12 protein-coding genes, 2 pseudogenes and 1 riboswitch are annotated in these 14745 nt (G+C 72.0%); of the genes and pseudogenes, 4 read left to right on the forward strand and 10 right to left on the reverse strand.

The window, feature by feature from the left end; translation table 11 throughout:
* Positions 1-2: 2 nt before the first annotated feature.
* Positions 3-626, reverse strand: coding sequence for a bifunctional pyr operon transcriptional regulator/uracil phosphoribosyltransferase PyrR (gene pyrR / locus BI06_RS24960; protein WP_030396069.1), 624 nt, complete (start codon positions 624-626; stop codon positions 3-5).
* A gap of 330 nt (positions 627-956) precedes the next feature.
* Here pyrR and BI06_RS24965 point away from each other — a divergent pair, with 330 nt between their 5' ends.
* Entirely contained in the window at positions 957-1460 is a 504-nt protein-coding gene (locus BI06_RS24965) for a transcriptional regulator (RefSeq protein WP_030300254.1), read from the forward strand.
* Positions 1461-1635: 175 nt separating this feature from the next.
* On the opposite strand, the gene BI06_RS24970 is transcribed toward BI06_RS24965, so the two are convergent.
* From BI06_RS24970 to BI06_RS24990, 5 genes are all read right to left on the reverse strand, one after another.
* Positions 1636-2556, reverse strand: a complete 921-nt coding sequence (locus BI06_RS24970) for a hypothetical protein (protein WP_030396068.1) — start codon at positions 2554-2556, stop codon at positions 1636-1638.
* A gap of 288 nt (positions 2557-2844) precedes the next feature.
* A complete protein-coding gene (locus BI06_RS24975; RefSeq protein WP_030396067.1) occupies positions 2845-3684 on the reverse strand; it encodes a thioesterase family protein in 840 nt (279 codons plus the stop codon).
* A 159-nt stretch (positions 3685-3843) separates the two neighbouring features.
* Positions 3844-4281, reverse strand: a complete 438-nt coding sequence (gene nusB, locus BI06_RS24980; protein WP_030396066.1) for a transcription antitermination factor NusB — start codon at positions 4279-4281, stop codon at positions 3844-3846.
* A 4-nt stretch (positions 4282-4285) separates the two neighbouring features.
* Positions 4286-4849 carry an elongation factor P gene (gene efp, locus BI06_RS24985; protein ID WP_030396065.1) on the reverse strand — a complete coding sequence of 188 codons (564 nt, stop codon included), beginning with the start codon at positions 4847-4849 and terminating at the stop codon, positions 4286-4288.
* A 66-nt stretch (positions 4850-4915) separates the two neighbouring features.
* On the reverse strand, positions 4916-6022 hold the full coding sequence (locus BI06_RS24990; protein ID WP_030396064.1) for a Xaa-Pro peptidase family protein: 1107 nt from the start codon (positions 6020-6022) through the stop codon (positions 4916-4918).
* 179 nt (positions 6023-6201) lie between these two features.
* Between BI06_RS24990 and BI06_RS24995 the strand changes: the two genes are divergently transcribed.
* Positions 6202-7014 (forward strand): DUF3800 domain-containing protein, encoded by an 813-nt coding sequence (locus BI06_RS24995; protein ID WP_043471811.1) that lies wholly within the window; start codon positions 6202-6204, stop codon positions 7012-7014.
* A 142-nt stretch (positions 7015-7156) separates the two neighbouring features.
* On the opposite strand, the gene BI06_RS25000 is transcribed toward BI06_RS24995, so the two are convergent.
* Entirely contained in the window at positions 7157-9265 is a 2109-nt protein-coding gene (locus tag BI06_RS25000; RefSeq protein ID WP_051741802.1) for a DUF2075 domain-containing protein, read from the reverse strand.
* A gap of 165 nt (positions 9266-9430) precedes the next feature.
* Between BI06_RS25000 and BI06_RS25005 the strand changes: the two genes are divergently transcribed.
* Positions 9431-11290: a DUF2075 domain-containing protein gene (locus BI06_RS25005; RefSeq protein WP_043471813.1), complete on the forward strand. Its 1860-nt coding sequence runs from the start codon at positions 9431-9433 to the stop codon at positions 11288-11290.
* A gap of 71 nt (positions 11291-11361) precedes the next feature.
* Here the strand turns inward: BI06_RS25005 and BI06_RS25010 are convergent, their stop codons facing one another.
* Positions 11362-12513 (reverse strand): HoxN/HupN/NixA family nickel/cobalt transporter, encoded by a 1152-nt coding sequence (locus BI06_RS25010; protein WP_043471814.1) that lies wholly within the window; start codon positions 12511-12513, stop codon positions 11362-11364.
* A 31-nt stretch (positions 12514-12544) separates the two neighbouring features.
* Positions 12545-12738, reverse strand: a riboswitch (cobalamin riboswitch).
* 83 nt (positions 12739-12821) lie between these two features.
* Here BI06_RS25010 and BI06_RS25015 point away from each other — a divergent pair.
* Positions 12822-13157: pseudogene (locus tag BI06_RS25015) on the forward strand (ArsR/SmtB family transcription factor); the annotation flags it as partial.
* A gap of 139 nt (positions 13158-13296) precedes the next feature.
* On the opposite strand, the gene BI06_RS25020 reads toward BI06_RS25015, so the two are convergent.
* A complete protein-coding gene (locus BI06_RS25020; RefSeq protein ID WP_030396061.1) occupies positions 13297-14130 on the reverse strand; it encodes an Fpg/Nei family DNA glycosylase in 834 nt (277 codons plus the stop codon).
* 107 nt (positions 14131-14237) lie between these two features.
* A pseudogene (locus tag BI06_RS25025) lies at positions 14238-14745 on the reverse strand (hypothetical protein); the annotation flags it as partial.

Consider the following 14745-nt stretch of genomic DNA (forward strand, 5'->3'; position numbering starts at 1 on the left):
GGTTACTCCGGGAGGTGCGATTCGGTGGCCTGAGCGGCCAGGGCCTGGGAGGAGCGCGCCGCGAAGTCGCGGTCGCCGACGAGCACGGCGTCCACGCCGTCGCGGTCGGACAGGCGCACCTGGACGGCCTCGCGCAGTGACGTGGGGAGGTTCTTGCCCACGTAGTCGGCGCGGATCGGCAGCTCGCGGTGGCCGCGGTCGACGAGGACGGCGAGCTGGACGGCGCGGGGGCGGCCGATGTCGTTCAGGGCGTCGAGCGCGGCGCGGATGGTGCGGCCGGAGAAGAGCACGTCGTCGACGAGGACGACCAGCCGGCCGTCGATGCCGCCGGGCGGGATCTCGGTGTGCTCCAGGGCGCGGGCGGGCTTCAGCCTCAGATCGTCCCGGTACATCGTGATGTCCAGGGTGCCGAGCGGGATGTCCTGGTCGGTGATCTGGGCGAGCCTGGCGTGCAGCCGCCGGGCGAGGTGGACACCCCTGGTGTGGATGCCCAGCAGCACGACGTCCTCGGCGCCCTTGGCGCGCTCGACGATCTCGTGCGCTATCCGGGTGATGACCCGGGCGATGTCCGTGCCGTCCAGCACTTGGTGCGGCGGCCTCGGTGCGGATTCCTGGTGTGCGGTCATGCCGAAGCGGACCTCCTTCCCCGCCTCACGGGACGGGTCTTAAAGGATGTCGGGAGACCCCCGCCGACCTGCGGCGCGGGCTCCGGTCATCCTACCAGCGTGATTCTGCGGCCAACCGACGGCCATCGTTCCGCTTCCCCTGGTTCACGTGCCGGACGCACCCCTGATGCGGCCCATTCGCACGACTGCCCCATTCGGCTTGACGCAACTACCTCACTCTACGTAACCTCACAGTGAGTTACGAGACGGACGTCGAACCCACCGGTAACGGCGTCGGCAATCGCCCGTGACCCACCACTGAACGCGAAGCAATCTCGTCCGGGGAGATCAATGTCCAGCGACTACGCGAAGCAGCTCGGAGGCAAGCTCCGAGCCATCCGCACCCAGCAGGGGCTCTCCCTGCACGGTGTCGAGGAGAAGTCCCAGGGGCGCTGGAAGGCAGTCGTCGTCGGCTCGTACGAGCGTGGGGACCGTGCGGTCACCGTGCAGCGTCTGGCCGAACTGGCGGAGTTCTACGGGGTCCCGGTACAGGAGCTGCTGCCCGGCGGTACGCCCGGCGGCGCGGCCGAGCCGCCGCCGCGCCTGGTCCTCGACCTGGAGAGACTGACCCAGGTCCCGTCCGAGAAGGCCGGCCCGCTGCAGCGCTACGCGGCGACCATCCAGAGCCAGCGCGGCGACTACAACGGCAAGGTGCTGTCGATCCGCCAGGACGACCTGCGCACCCTGGCCGTGATCTACGACCAGTCGCCGTCGATCCTCACCGAGCAGCTCATCTCCTGGGGCGTCCTCAACCCCGACGCGCGCCGTGCGGTGCGCGAGGAGGAGACGGGCTGAGTCCCGGCCCTCGGTTCCCGGCTCCCCGGTTCGCGGCCCACGAAACGGGAGCGGGAACGGCGAACACCAGCAGAAACGTCACGGCGCGGCCCCCGAACGGGGTGCCGCGCCGCGGCGTTCCCGGGCGGGCCCCGCCGCACCCTCCCGCGTGCCCGCGTGTACGCGTCCCCCTGTTTCAGCAGACCGTCTCCAGCCGGTAGCCCGGCTCGGCCGCCACGCCGTCCAGCCGCACCGGACCGGCCGCGGGCGTCCACACCCGCCCCTCGCTGGCCCAGGCCCAGGCGGTCTGCCGGTACTCCCCGCAGGCCGCCGCCGAGCCCTGCGCGCCGTGCAGCACCGCGAGACCGGGCAGCTCCCGGGCCAGCCCGGCGCAGAACACCGCGCAGAGCAGCTCGAGGTCCTCGTCGTTGATCCGCACCACGCCGTCCTCCCACTGGAGCACCCGGGCCGCCGCGGTCAGCCGCCCGCCGGGCGCGTCCACCGACAGCCGCAGCTCGTAGACGCCGCTGCCGGCCCCCAGCAGCATCCGGCGGAACACCTCGGCGCCCTGCTCGTAGGCGCCGCGCACGGCCTCGTCGCGCTCACCGTGCAGGCGGCCGTCGAGCAGCAGGTCGGCGTGCCGCAGGGTCAGCCCGTTCTCCCTCGCCCGCACCAGCCGGGGCAGGAAGTCGCCGACCAGCTCCTCGCCCTGATAGGCCAACAGCTGGGTCTGCAGCGGCGGGTTGACCAGGTAGCGCTCACGGGCGGCCGGCTCGGCCGGGTCGAGGCCGTGCAGCAGACAGAACTCGGCGAAGTCCTGCGGGTGGAACATCCGCGCCCGGACGGTGTCGAACCGGCGCCGGGCGTCGGTGAGCAGCTCGGCGGTCTCGGCCAGGTACCGCTCGTGGTCCGGGGCGTCCGACAACTGCCAGGCGCGGGCAGCCTCGAAGTCCGCCGCGCTGGTGAGCACCCCGATCACGAACGCCTGGCCGGCCCCCTCGGACCGCTGCCGCTCGCAGCCCTCGGCCCGCTCGGCGGCGACGCGCGGACGGACCCGGGGGCGGTGGCCGGCGGCGGTGCAGTCGGGAGTGCGGCGGGCGCGGCCGTTGCGGCTCATCGGGGCTCCTCGGGCGGGGCGGGCGGGTCGGCGGCGGGTGCACCGCCGACCTTGTCCTCCCCAGCCCCGCGTGGCGCACACGTACGACGTGTCACAGGACTGTAACCGAGGGTGAATCGGATGTTTGGAGTCACGCACGGTTGTGCGCCCGAGCGGTCGCGCCCCGCGCATCCGCCCCGCGCGAGGCGCCGTCGTCACACCCCGTGCCCACTCGCTCACACCGTTTCAGCCATCCACGCCCGCGCACGCCCCGGCCCGCGCGCCCCCGGCCGAGCCCCCTCCTCCTGACTACCGCGGCACGCGCGCGAGTTGCCGGGACTGGGCGACCAGTCGGCCGGTCTCGTCCCAGACCTCGGCGTCCTCCTCGAAGTACCCGCCCGCCAGGTTCCGGGTCGCGTGCACGACCCGCAGCCAGCCGGGCGCGGGCCTGGCCCGCAGATGCACCGTCAGTTCCACGGTCGGCGCCCAGCCCGGCATCCCGAGGTCGAAGGTGACCGGCGGCAGCGCGTCGGCGACCAGCAGGAGCAGCAGCGGGTCGGGCTCGCGGCCGTCGGCGAGCCGGAACCAGCCCTGGATCCGGCCGGTGCCGGACGGCTGTCCGAGCGCCCAGCCGATGGTCGCCGGGTCGAGCCGCATGTCGAACCGCTCCAGCAGCGCGGCCTGCGCGATCAGTTCCTTGGGCGCGTGCTCGACGCCGACGCACTGGTCCGGCGGCGGCAGCTGCGGCGGGGCGGCGCTGGTCCGCACGTCCCCGTCGTGGGTGGCGAGGTCGCCGTGGGTGGCGAGCACCCGCAGGCGCTCCACACCGCCCTGGCTGAGCGCGGCGGTGCCGGTGGAGAGCGTGCGGCCGGTGCGGACGATGTCGGTGCGCACGGTGGCCGGTCCGGGGGTGGCGGCGGAGAGGTAGTAGCCGCTGATCGACACCGGGTCGGTGTGGTCGGCGCTCTCCGGGCGGGCCGTGTGCGCGAGCGAGAGCGCGTGGCCGGCGACGGCCAGCAGCATTCCGCCGTTGACGCCGCCGCCGATCTGCCAGCCGGCGCCGAGTTCGCCGTCGTACCGGTCGGGCTCGTCCGGGTGCGGGGTGAGGGCGATGCCCTGGTCGAACTCGCTGCGGATCGCCGTGGTCATGGGGGGTGGCCTGCCCTTCACTACGGGGTCGCCGACGGGCGTGGGCCGCCGGAGCACCAGGTTACTGGCGAGTAGTAACACCATACGCCGAACGGTTGAACACGCCGAACGGCCGCCGGACCGTTTCCGGTCCGACGGCCGTCGGTACAGGTGCGCGCCTCAGCGGCGGATGCTCGGCTTGAGCTCCATGAAGCGGGCCAGCAGACCGTTGACGAACGCCGGGGAGTCGTCGGTGGAGTACTCCTTGGCGATCTCCACCGCCTCGTCGACGACGACCGCGTCCGGGACGCTGTCCTCCCAGATCAGCTCGTAGGCACCGAGCCGCAGGACGTTGCGGTCCGCGATCGGCATCCGGTCGAGCGTCCAGCCGACGGCGTACTGCGAGATCAGCTCATCGATCCGGCGGGCGTACTGGACGTACCCCTCCACCAGCTCCATGGTGTACTCGCCGACCTGAGGCGTGCCCTCGTCCGGCTTGGGCTCCCGGGCCCGGGCCACCCAGTCGGCGAGGACCGTCAGCGGGTCGACCCCACGGTGGTCGGCCTCGAACAGGATCTGGAAGGCTCGCGTGCGGGCCTTGGTGCGTGCGGACGACACGGACTTACTTCACCCGGCCGAGGTAGCTGCCGTCGCGGGTGTCGACCTTGACCTTCTCGCCGGTGGTCACGAAGAGCGGGACCTGGATCTCGGCACCGGTCTCCAGCGTGGCCGGCTTGGTGCCACCGGTGGAGCGGTCGCCCTGGACGCCCGGCTCGGTCTCGGCGATGACCAGCTCGACGGCGGCGGGGAGCTCGATGTACAGCACCGCGCCCTCGTTCACGGCGACGAGCGCGTCGAAGCCCTCGAGCAGGTACTTGGCGGCGTCACCGACGACGACCGGCTCGATGGTCAGCTGGTCGAAGGTGTCCATGTCCATGAACACGTAGTTCTCGCCGTCCTTGTACGAGAACTGCATCGTGCGCTTGTCGACGTTCGCGGTCTCGACCTTGGTGCCGGCGTTGAAGGTCTTGTCGACGACCTTGCCCGTCAGGACCTCCTTGAGCTTGGTGCGCACGAAGGCCGGGCCCTTGCCGGGCTTGACGTGCTGGAACTCGACGACGGACCAGAGCTTCCCGCCGTCCAGCTTGAGGACCATGCCGTTCTTGAGATCGTTCGTGGAAGCCACGGGCGCACTAACTCCTGGATATAGCTGTCAAGGAACCAAGGGGTCGCGTCCTGGGACACGCCTGTGTCACAGGGCGAGGAGCTCCTTGGTGGTGATGGTGAGCAGCTCGGGCCCGCCCTCCTCAAGGGGGCGAACGACGAGCGTGTCCTCGATCCGGACCCCGCCGCGTCCCGGGAGGTGGACCCCCGGGCCGACAGTGACCGGCACGCGGCTGTCCAGTTTACCCATGTCCGTGGGGCCGAGACGCGGTGCCTCCCGGATCTCCAGCCCGATGCCGTGGCCGACCGGGTGCGGAGAGGTCTCCGTGTGCCCCGCGGACTGCAGGATCGCCCGCGCCGCCTGGTCGGGCACGTGCTGCTCGACCCCCGGGCCGAGCGCCTCCCGGCCGGCCCGCTGGGCCCGGAACACCAGCCGGTGCAACTCGACCTGCCAGGGGGCCGGGGCCGCCCCGATCACGAAGGTCCGGGCGGTCGAGACGCCGTAGCCCCGGTACCGGGCGCCGAGCACCACGGTCAGGAAGTCGCCCTCCTCGACCCGGCGGTCGGTGGGCTGGTGCGCCTGCTGGCCGGAGTGGCTGCCGGTGCCGACCGAGACCGGGAACGCCGCGCGGTCCGCGCCGTGGTCGATCATCCGGCGCTCCAGCTCCATCGCCAGGTGCCGCTCGGTCCGGCCGACCAGGATCGACTCCAGCAGCTCGCCGAGCGCCTGGTCGGCGATCTCGGCGGCGATCCGCAGATCGGCGATCTCGTACTCGTCCTTGACCACCCGCAGCCGCTCGACCGCCTGTCCGACGTCCGCCAGCCGGGTACCCTCGACCAGCCCGGCCACGGCCCGGTGCCGGGTGACCGTCAGATCGTGCTCCTCCACCGCCAGCCCGGCCACCCGCAGCCCCGCCGCGGCACCGGCCGCGGCCAGCGCGGTGTCCGCCCCGGCCGCCACCTCCAGCCGGGTCACCTCGGGCGAGATCAGGTGCTCCCCGGTGTCGTCCGGCGGCAGGTCGTCGGGCAGCGCCAGCACCGCCCGGTCCCGGGTCAGCAGCAGGGTCGCCCCGCACGGCGGACACCCGGTGAGGTACCGCACGTTCGCCGCCCGGGTGATCAGCGCCGCATCGGCCCCGGACGCACCGCAGTGCTCCCGCAACCGCTCCCGCCGGCCCGCGTACGCATCAGCCATGCGTCGAGCCTACGAACCCCACCCCCGATCCGCCCGCCGAACGCCCCCACCCGGGCAGAGTCCACGCCGACCGATCGGGCCAGTACGATCTCGTTACGCCGGAGCGAGCCACCGGAATCGGTGCGGCGGTACGGGGAGCGGGCCTTCGGCAAGGCCCACGAGGGGCAGAGGAATCGCGCGTGGTGGGGAACGCAACGGGTCACCGGACAGCCTCCGGACTGTCCGTCTACGTCGACGAGACCGGTGACCGGGGTTTCGGACCGCGGGCATCGGCGTTCTTCGCCATGACGGCCTTCCTCGTTCCCCGGGAGCGGGAACGCCACATGCGCGCGATCGCGGCCGGGCTGCGGGCCGACGTCCGCACCGGGAAACCGCTCCACTGGGTCGAGCACTTCAAGAAGAAGCACGCGGACCGGCGCCGGCTCGCCGCCGACCTGCTCTCCGGACTCCCCGACGCCCAGGTCGTCCACGTGGTGGTCCACAAGGACAGCGCCTACGGGGACCCCCGGCTGGAGCACGACAACGAGGCCTTCTCCGACGTGCACCGTTTCTACAAGTACTGCTGCCGCCTGCTGCTGGAACGCGTCGCGGTCGCGGCGGCCGGGTGGCCCGGTGGACCGCGCGAGGCCGCGCTTCGGCTCGGGCACATGCGCGGCATGGACCACGAGGACACCCTCGCGTATCTGGAACGGGCGCAGGTCGCGGCATCCGACACGCCCTGGCACCTTCTCCGGTGGCCGCCCCGCTGGACGAGCACGGAGGCCTACGACGGCGTCCAGCTGGCGGATCTCCACGCCGGCTTCCTCAACACCGCGCTCACCGGTCCGCCCGACGACCTCGGCTGCGCCTCGTACCTGCTGAGCTGCGAACACCAGCTGGTCCGTCACGGTCGTACCGGCGAGGTTCTCGGCGCCGGGATCGACGTCGTCGGCGACGACTCCTACCTGACCAAGCGGCACTGGTGGCCGCAGCCGAGCGGCCTCCGCTCCTGACGGGAGGAAGCCCTCGGGAGGACTCCGGGGGCCTCAGCCCCCAGCAACCGCTGGGGGAGGATCCAGTTGCCTGCATCTGGCTCGACCCGGCAGCCCACCCGAGGGCTTCCTCCTGCCATTCAAGCGCCGGGCCGACCGCGAATCAAGCCCGGCCGTCGCCGAGGTCGAAGGCGATCTGCTCACCGGCCTCCTGGACCGCCGTCCGCTCGCTCCACTGCCCGGTCCGTGGCTTCCGCCGCGACGGGAGTCTGCGCGCGGTACGGTCCTCCGGCGCCTTGGCCGCCTGTGACGGCCGCAGTCCGTGAAGGTCCACCGGCGGAACGACGGAACGGAGGAACCCCTGCGTCTCCGGATCGGTGGAGTACAGCACCGTCGCCCGGGCGGCCCGGGTCATCAGGACGTGGTACGCGTGCCGAACGCGCTGCTCGAAGCCGATGCCGCGGTCACCCGAGACCCGTGGGTCGGCAGACCCCGGCGCCAGCGTGTCGTACCCCTCGCCGTCGTCGCGCTCCCGGAACTTCCCCTTCCTCATCACCCATCGGTCACCGCGGCGGACGAGGTCGTCGCCCATGATCACACCGCACCAGTCCCACTCCAGCCCCTGGGCGGAGTAGACGCACCCGATCTGCCCCCGCCCCTCGGGACGGGTGGCCCACAGCTTCGCCGGCGGAATCCGGTCGGCGAACTCCTTCATCTCCCCGCGCGCGTTCCACGAACGGTGCCAGTCACCGATCCGGACGTCGGCCACCAGGGTGCCGTCCGCCCGGGCGTCGCTCCACTTCCAGCAGAAGCCGGCCACCATCCGGGCACTCGCTCCTGCGGCGTCCTCCTCCAGGATGATCCGTTCCAGACCGCGCGGCTCGTCCACGACCTCGACGTGCATCAGCCCGTCGGGCACCCACGGCCGCGGGCTACCGCCGTCGATGCCGAGCAGGTCCCAGACCCAGTTGCGATAGAGCGCGCTTCCGCCACAACGGTGGTACTCCGTCAGCGGATACGTCCGGTGCGGGACCTCCATCCGCTCCGCGGCCTCGACGATAAGCCGGTGAGTGCCCACCTCGTCCCGACGCAGACTCTGGGCCTCGTCGAGGAAGAACACGGTGATCCGAGCGGCGTCGATGAGTTCCTCGACCTGCGGCCGGGTGCCGGGTGGCCTCCTGCTGCCGTTCGGCCCGTCGAAGGTCGAGCGCTCGCGCAACCGGTGCGCCTCGTCGCAGAGCAGGACGTCCAGCAACGGTTCCGGCGGATCAACGAAGCCGTTGAAGAAGTGGAAGTCCCGCTTGAAGCGCGCGTCGGACATGCCCAGGTACTCCTGGAGGTTCGCCTGGAAAGCCCTCGCCCCGGTCGCGTAGCCCACCCGGTAGCGGTCGTTGAGCAGGCGGTTGCGCAGTTCGAGCGCAATGGCACTCTTTCCCGTCCCGGCCCCGCCGGTGACGACGATCACGTGCTTGCCCCGCTCGTCCCGGTCGTAGATCCGGGTGAGCGTCCGCAGCACGTCGTCCACCACGGTCTGCTGCGCCCCGCGCAGCGTGAACACCGTGTCCTCCCCGCGCGACTTCATCATCGCTTCCAGCAGCGGTGTGTTGCGGATACCGATGCGGTCGATCATGCGCTCGGCGGCTGCCTCGGTGTCACCGGCGGCGAAGCGCTGGAGCAGCAGTCGACGGAGGTCGTCCCGACTGTCCGAGGTGAAGCACAGCCCGTCACTCCCAGTGGCCTCCGGAGCGTTGAGCAGGTCGGCGACCTGCTCGTCCTCGGCGTTGTGCAGGTAGGAGAACCCGGCGATCTCGATCGTCAGTCCGTGCAGGATCCCTCCAGGACCCGTGAGGAACCGGTACGACCGACGGACCTGCTGGACCGGGTGCCCCTTGGGCTTCCTGATCCCCGGCACCTCGTACTTGGCCGGATCGGCCTCGCTGCGGACCGCCTCGCGCCACTGCTTGAGCTCCACGATCAACACCGAGTCACGGTCGGTGTCCGGGAACCGGCCGACCAACAGGACGTCCATGGGCGGTACCTCGGAACCGTCAAGTGCCTTCGGCTGGTACTCCACGAACATCCGGACATCGCCGCGGTCGACCTCGACCAGATCGCGAGCGAGTTCGATCAGACTGGCCTGCCAGGCACGCTCGTCCCCGGGACCGGCGAGCCTGTCCCGGAACACCAGGTGCCGCTGCGAGAGGTGACTGATGAGCAGCCCGCGCTCGTGCAGGCGCAGCAGGTCGCGGGCGGGGAGCTGAAGCAGGAGCACGAAGGAGCCACCAGGAGACAGGAGGGACGCTCGGGCGCGGGACGGCGTCATGGTACGCGGCCGAACCAGCGAGCGGAACAGCGGATGCCGGGTCTCCCCGGGCCCTGGGGCATGTCAGTGGCCCGCGTTAGGGTGGCCCCGATTCGTACTGCCTGGGGGGAAGCCTTGCTGTTCCGTGCCACCGCTGACGCCGTCACCGTCGAGCACCGTGCCGGAGCGCTCGCCGCGCGTCTGGCCGAACAGTTCTTCCATTCCTACGGTCACCGGCCGACGGCATCCGAGGTCCGTTCCTGGGAGCGCAGTCTGCCGGTGCTCGCGGCGACGCTGCGGGAAGCGGGCCTGGGCGACGTCGAGATGCTGATCGAGTACGCCCTCCCGCTCAGCAGCAAGCGGGCGGACGTCGTCCTCGCCGGCACCCACCCGGTGACCGGCGAACCGTCCTACGTGGTCGTGGAGCTGAAGCAGTGGTCCGGCGCCGAGCCCGAGGACGGCGCGCCCGCGCTCTGCCGTGTCGACGCGTACCCGCGCCCGGTGCTCAACCCGGTCGAGCAGGTCCGCGACTACGTCCGCTATCTCTGCGACTTCAACGGCGCCCTCGACGGGCGCGAGCACCTGGTCGCGGGGGTGGCGTTCCTCCACAACGCGACCGAGTTCGGTGTGTCCGGGCTCTACGAGGTGGAGCAGAACCAGCAGGGGCGGCTGTTCACCGGGGAGCGCAGGGAGCGGCTGATCGACCACCTCCGCACCCTGCTCGCCCCGGGGCCGGGTTCCGCCGCCGGCGACGCCCTGCGCGCGGGCCGGATCCAGCCGTCCCGGCAGCTGATGGCCGTCGCCGCCGCCGAGGTCCGCGAGCGGGAGCACTTCATCCTCCTGAAGGAGCAGCGCGAGGCGTTCGAGCTGGTGATGCGCGCGGTCCGCAAGGCCCGGCAGTCGGACCACAAGGAGGTCGTGGTGATCACCGGCGGGCCGGGCAGCGGGAAGAGCGTGATCGCCCTCTCGCTGTTGGGCGAGCTCTACCGGGACGGCCACCGCGCGCTGCACGCGACGGGCTCCCAGTCCTTCACGAAGACGATGCGCAAGGTCGCGGGCGCGCGCAAGCCCGAGGTCCAGCAGCTGTTCAAGTACTTCAACAGCTTCATGACGGCCGATAGGAACGGTCTCGACGTGCTCGTCTGCGACGAGGCCCACCGGATCCGTCTGACCTCGGCGAACCGTTGGACCAAGGCCGCGAACCGCACGGGCAAGCCCCAGATCGACGAGCTGATCGACGCCGCGAGGGTGCCGGTGTTCCTGCTGGACGAGCACCAGGTTGTGCGCCCGGGTGAGATGGGCACGGTCGACGAGATCCGGAAGGCCGCGGCGGACAAGGGGCTGTCCTGTCAGGTCGTTCCGCTCGACGGCCAGTTCCGTTGCGGCGGCAGCGAGGCCTACCTGCGCTGGGTGGTACGGCTGCTGGGCCTGCAGGACGAGCAGCCGGCCGTCTGGGAGCCGGACGGCCGGATGGAGCTCCAGGTCGTCGACTCACCGCTGGAGCTGGAGCTGCTGCTGCAGACCCGGAACGCGGAAGGGTTCGGTGCCCGGATGTCGGCCGGGTACTGCTGGAAGTGGACCACGAAGCCGAAGCCGGGCGAGCCCCTCCCCCAGGACGTGGTCATCGGCGACTGGTCCCGGCCGTGGAACGTCCACGGCGACTCGGCGGTGGACGGAGCCCCGCCGTCCGCGCTCTGGGCCACCGATCCGGGCGGCTTCGGGCAGGTCGGCTGCGTGTACACGGCCCAGGGTTTCGAGTACGACTGGAGCGGCGTGATCCTCGGCCCGGACCTCGTGTGGCGGCAGGATCGCTGGGTGACCGACCGGACGGCGTCCAAGGACCCGGTGTTCACGCGGTCCACGCCCGATACCGAGGTCGACCGGCTGATCCGGAACACCTACAAGGTGCTCCTGACCCGCGGGATGATCGGCACCGTGATCACCTCCACCGACGCGGAGACCCGCGCCAAGCTCCGCGAGTTCGCGGGCGGCTGAGCCCGTCGGGCCTGTGCGGGAAGTCGGTCGGTCCGACTTCCCGCACAGGCCCGCCGGTGAGCCGGGCGGGACTACTCGGCGCCGCCGACGGGCGCCGAACCGGGCGCCGAACCGGGGGCGGCAGGGGCGGCCCACTTCTGCTCGACGCCGGCGAGGCGCCAGTAGGCGATGGCGGCGCCCCAGACGACGACGAACAGGCCGACGATGGCGTAGCCGACGTTGTCCAGGGTGATGTCCGCGATCCAGCCGGTCACCGGGTCGGTGAGGTCCAGCTTCTCGTGCAGGACGCCGACGAGTTCGATGGTCCCGATGATGAACGCCACCGCGATGGACAGTCCGGTGATGGTCAGGTTGTAGTAGACCTTGCGCACCGGGTTGGAGAACGCCCACTGGTAGGCGAAGTTCATGAAGGTGCCGTCCAGGGTGTCGAACAGACTCATGCCGGCCGCGAACAGCAGCGGCAGGCAGACGATCGCGTACCAGGGCAGGCCGGAGGCCGCGCCGGAGCCGGCCATCACCATCAGGGTGACCTCGGTCGCGGTGTCGAAGCCCAGGCCGAGCACCATGCCGACCGGGAACATCTGGCCGGGGCGGGTGATCGAGCGGGTGGCCCGGTTCAGCACCCGGGCCAGCAGGCCGCGCGAGTTGAGGTGGTCCTCCAGCTCGGCCTCGTCGAACCGGCCCTCCCGCATCGAGCGGAAGACCTTGAGGATGCCGAACAGCGCGGCCAGGTTGAGCGCGCCGATCAGGTAGAGGAAGGCCCCGGAGGCCGAGGTGCCGACCACGCCCAGCCACTGGTGGGTGGTGGACTCGTCGTCCATCAGGGTGCTGGCCAGTTGCGCGCCGCCCGCCACCAGGGCGGCCATCAGGACCACCATCGAGGAGTGTCCGAGCGCGAACCAGAAGCCGACCGAGACCGGCCGCTTGCCGTCCGCCATCAGCTTCCGGGTGGTGTTGTCGATCACCGCGATGTGGTCGGCGTCGAAGGCGTGCCGCATGCCGAGGGTGTAGGCGGTGATGCCCAGGCCCACCCCGAAGACCTGGGTGCCCACCTCGTACTTCTCCGGCGCGACCAGGAAGATCAGCGTTCCGAAGGCCACCACGTGCATGGCCAGGATCACGGCCATCAGGCCGGCGGTCCGTACGGTGTCCTCCCGCCGCCATCGGAAGGTGGGCAGGGCGGTGGGCGCCGCCGGGGCGGCGACGGTTTCGGGCAGGGTCATCCTGGGATCACGCTCCAGCACCTCGTGGAAATACTTCGTGAGATGCCGCGGCCGGTCTCCTGGCTGACGGGGCTCCCGTACCCGCCTTCCCAGACGCGCGAGGCGCCCAGTGGCGACATGGGTACGGACACTTCCCCCCGATCACAGTGGCGAGGGCCGCTCCGGACTGGGACCCCTGGGGGTCTGTCACCGGTCTTCCCGAGCACCACGGCGGGCAACACCGTAGGGGGCGGGCGGTGACCCTTGCAAGGCTGCGCACCTGCGCAGGTGTCCAGGATCACAGCGTCCCGCCTGCGAGAATGGCCCGTATGCATCTCGTACCGGCCGACCGCGCGGGCCACCGCACCATCGACGGGCACCGGGTCTGCGAGGCCATCGCGGCGATCGGCGACACCGCCCACGTCCGCTCCTGGGCCGAGCGCTTCTCGCTGCTCGCCGACCCCGGCCGCCTCGCCCTGCTGCTCGCGCTGCACCGCACCGGGCCGCTCGCCGTCACCGACCTGGCGGTCGCCACCGGCATGCGCGACCCCGCCGTCTCCCAGGCCCTGCGGCTGCTCCGGACGGCCGGGGTGGTGACCGGCGAGAAGGAGGGACGTGTCGTGCGCTACCGGCTCGTGGACGCGAACCTGCGCCCCCTGCTGGACGCGTGCGCCGTCGACTCCCCCGAGCACCACGAGCACGACGAGCACCCGGAGCACCCCGAGCACCCGGAACGCCCAGGGCACGACGAGCACCCCGAGCACGACGCGGCCACCGGCTGAGCCGGCCCGGTCAGCGGCCCGGTCAGCGGGCCGGGGTACCCGCCGGCTGGCAGGACGGGCACCAGAACAGATTGCGGGAGGCGTGCTCCTCCGCCCGGACCTCGGTGGCGCAGACCAGGCACGGCATCCCGGCCCGCCGGTAGACGTACACCTCGCCGCCGTGGTCGTCGACCCGCGGCGGGCGGCCCATCGCCTCGGGGGTGTGCTCGGGGCGCACGGTGTCGATGCGGCCCGCGCCGGCGCCCTCGCGCATCAGCGCGACCAGGTCGGCCCAGATCGCGTCCCACTCGGCCCGGAGCAGCTCGCGGCCCGTCCGGTGCGGATCGATGCCGTGCCGGAACAGCACCTCGGCGCGGTAGACGTTCCCCACCCCGGCCAGCACCTTCTGGTCCATCAGCAGGGCGGCGACCGTCGTCCGGCTGGCCGCCATCCGCCGCCAGGCGGCCTCCGGGTCGGCGTCGGCGCGCAGCGGGTCGGGGCCGAGCCTGGCGGCCACCGCGGCCTTCTCGGCGCCGGTGATCAGCGCGCAGGTGTTGGGGCCGCGCAGATCGGCGACGTGCTCGTCGTTCTCCAACCGCAGCCGGACCAGCCCGACCGGCGCCGGCACCGGGCCGTCGCCGATCGCGGCGAAGCCGAAGCCCCCGTACAGGCCGAGGTGGATGTGCACCCAGGCGTCCTCGCCGAAGCCGAGGAACAGGTGCTTGCCGACGGCCTCCGCCGCCTCCAGCTCCCGTCCGTCGATCAGCGCGGCGCCGTCCGCGAACCGCCCCTGCGGGCTGCTGGCACGGACCGCCCGGCCGCCGAAGGCACGGTGGTTCTCGGCGGCGAGGCGGTGGATGATGTGGCCTTCCGGCACGGGCGCGGCTCCCCCGGTCGAACGTTCAGGACCCGTCCATCATCGCAGTCGGCACCGACACACCCGCCGGGCCGGCGGGCCCCCGGAGCACCCGGCCACCGGGCCCCTCAGCGGACCGGGATGCCCATCAGCCGGGCCAGGATCACCCGGTCGAGCTCGGCGGCGGTGGCGGCCACGTCGAGGTGGGAGTTGTCGATGATCGGCAGCCCGGAGTTGTACCAGCCGGCCATCCGGCCGTGGATCCGCGCCACCTCCTCGTCGCCGAGCCGGCGGTTCCCGCTGCGCCGGGCGTTGCGGTGGAGCACCGAGTCGAGGCTCGGCAGCAGCACCACCGGGATCATGCCGGGCCCGATGTGCCGCTTCCAGCCGCCGAGGCCGATCGCCGGGCGGTCGGGGAAGACCGCGTCGTCGATGATGCAGGAGATGCCGTTGGCGAGGTAGTTGCGGCAGGCGAAGCCGCAGGTCCGGCGGGCCAGCCGGTACTGCGCCTCGGAGGCGTTGTTCCAGCCGGACTGCGGGTTGGCGAAGCCGGACTGCACCCACTCCCGGACGTCGTCGAGGCTGATGTGCGCGGTCGGGGTGGGGCGCCGCTCGGCCCAGTGCCGGGCGACGGTG

The organism is Kitasatospora sp. MBT66, from assembly GCF_000710405.2.
GTDB lineage: Bacteria > Actinomycetota > Actinomycetes > Streptomycetales > Streptomycetaceae > Kitasatospora > Kitasatospora purpeofusca.

Excerpts from the sequence above, each read along its gene's own strand:
- BI06_RS24970 (WP_030396068.1), bottom strand. The coding sequence starts at position 2,556 with ATGAGCCGCAACGGCCGCGCCCGCCGCACTCCCGACTGCACCGCCGCC.
- BI06_RS25010 (WP_043471814.1), bottom strand. The coding sequence starts at position 12,513 with ATGACCCTGCCCGAAACCGTCGCCGCCCCGGCGGCGCCCACCGCCCTG.
- BI06_RS24990 (WP_030396064.1), bottom strand. The coding sequence starts at position 6,022 with ATGGCTGATGCGTACGCGGGCCGGCGGGAGCGGTTGCGGGAGCACTGC.
- BI06_RS24965 (WP_030300254.1), top strand. The coding sequence starts at position 957 with ATGTCCAGCGACTACGCGAAGCAGCTCGGAGGCAAGCTCCGAGCCATC.
- BI06_RS24975 (WP_030396067.1), bottom strand. The coding sequence starts at position 3,684 with ATGACCACGGCGATCCGCAGCGAGTTCGACCAGGGCATCGCCCTCACC.
- pyrR (WP_030396069.1), bottom strand. The coding sequence starts at position 626 with ATGACCGCACACCAGGAATCCGCACCGAGGCCGCCGCACCAAGTGCTG.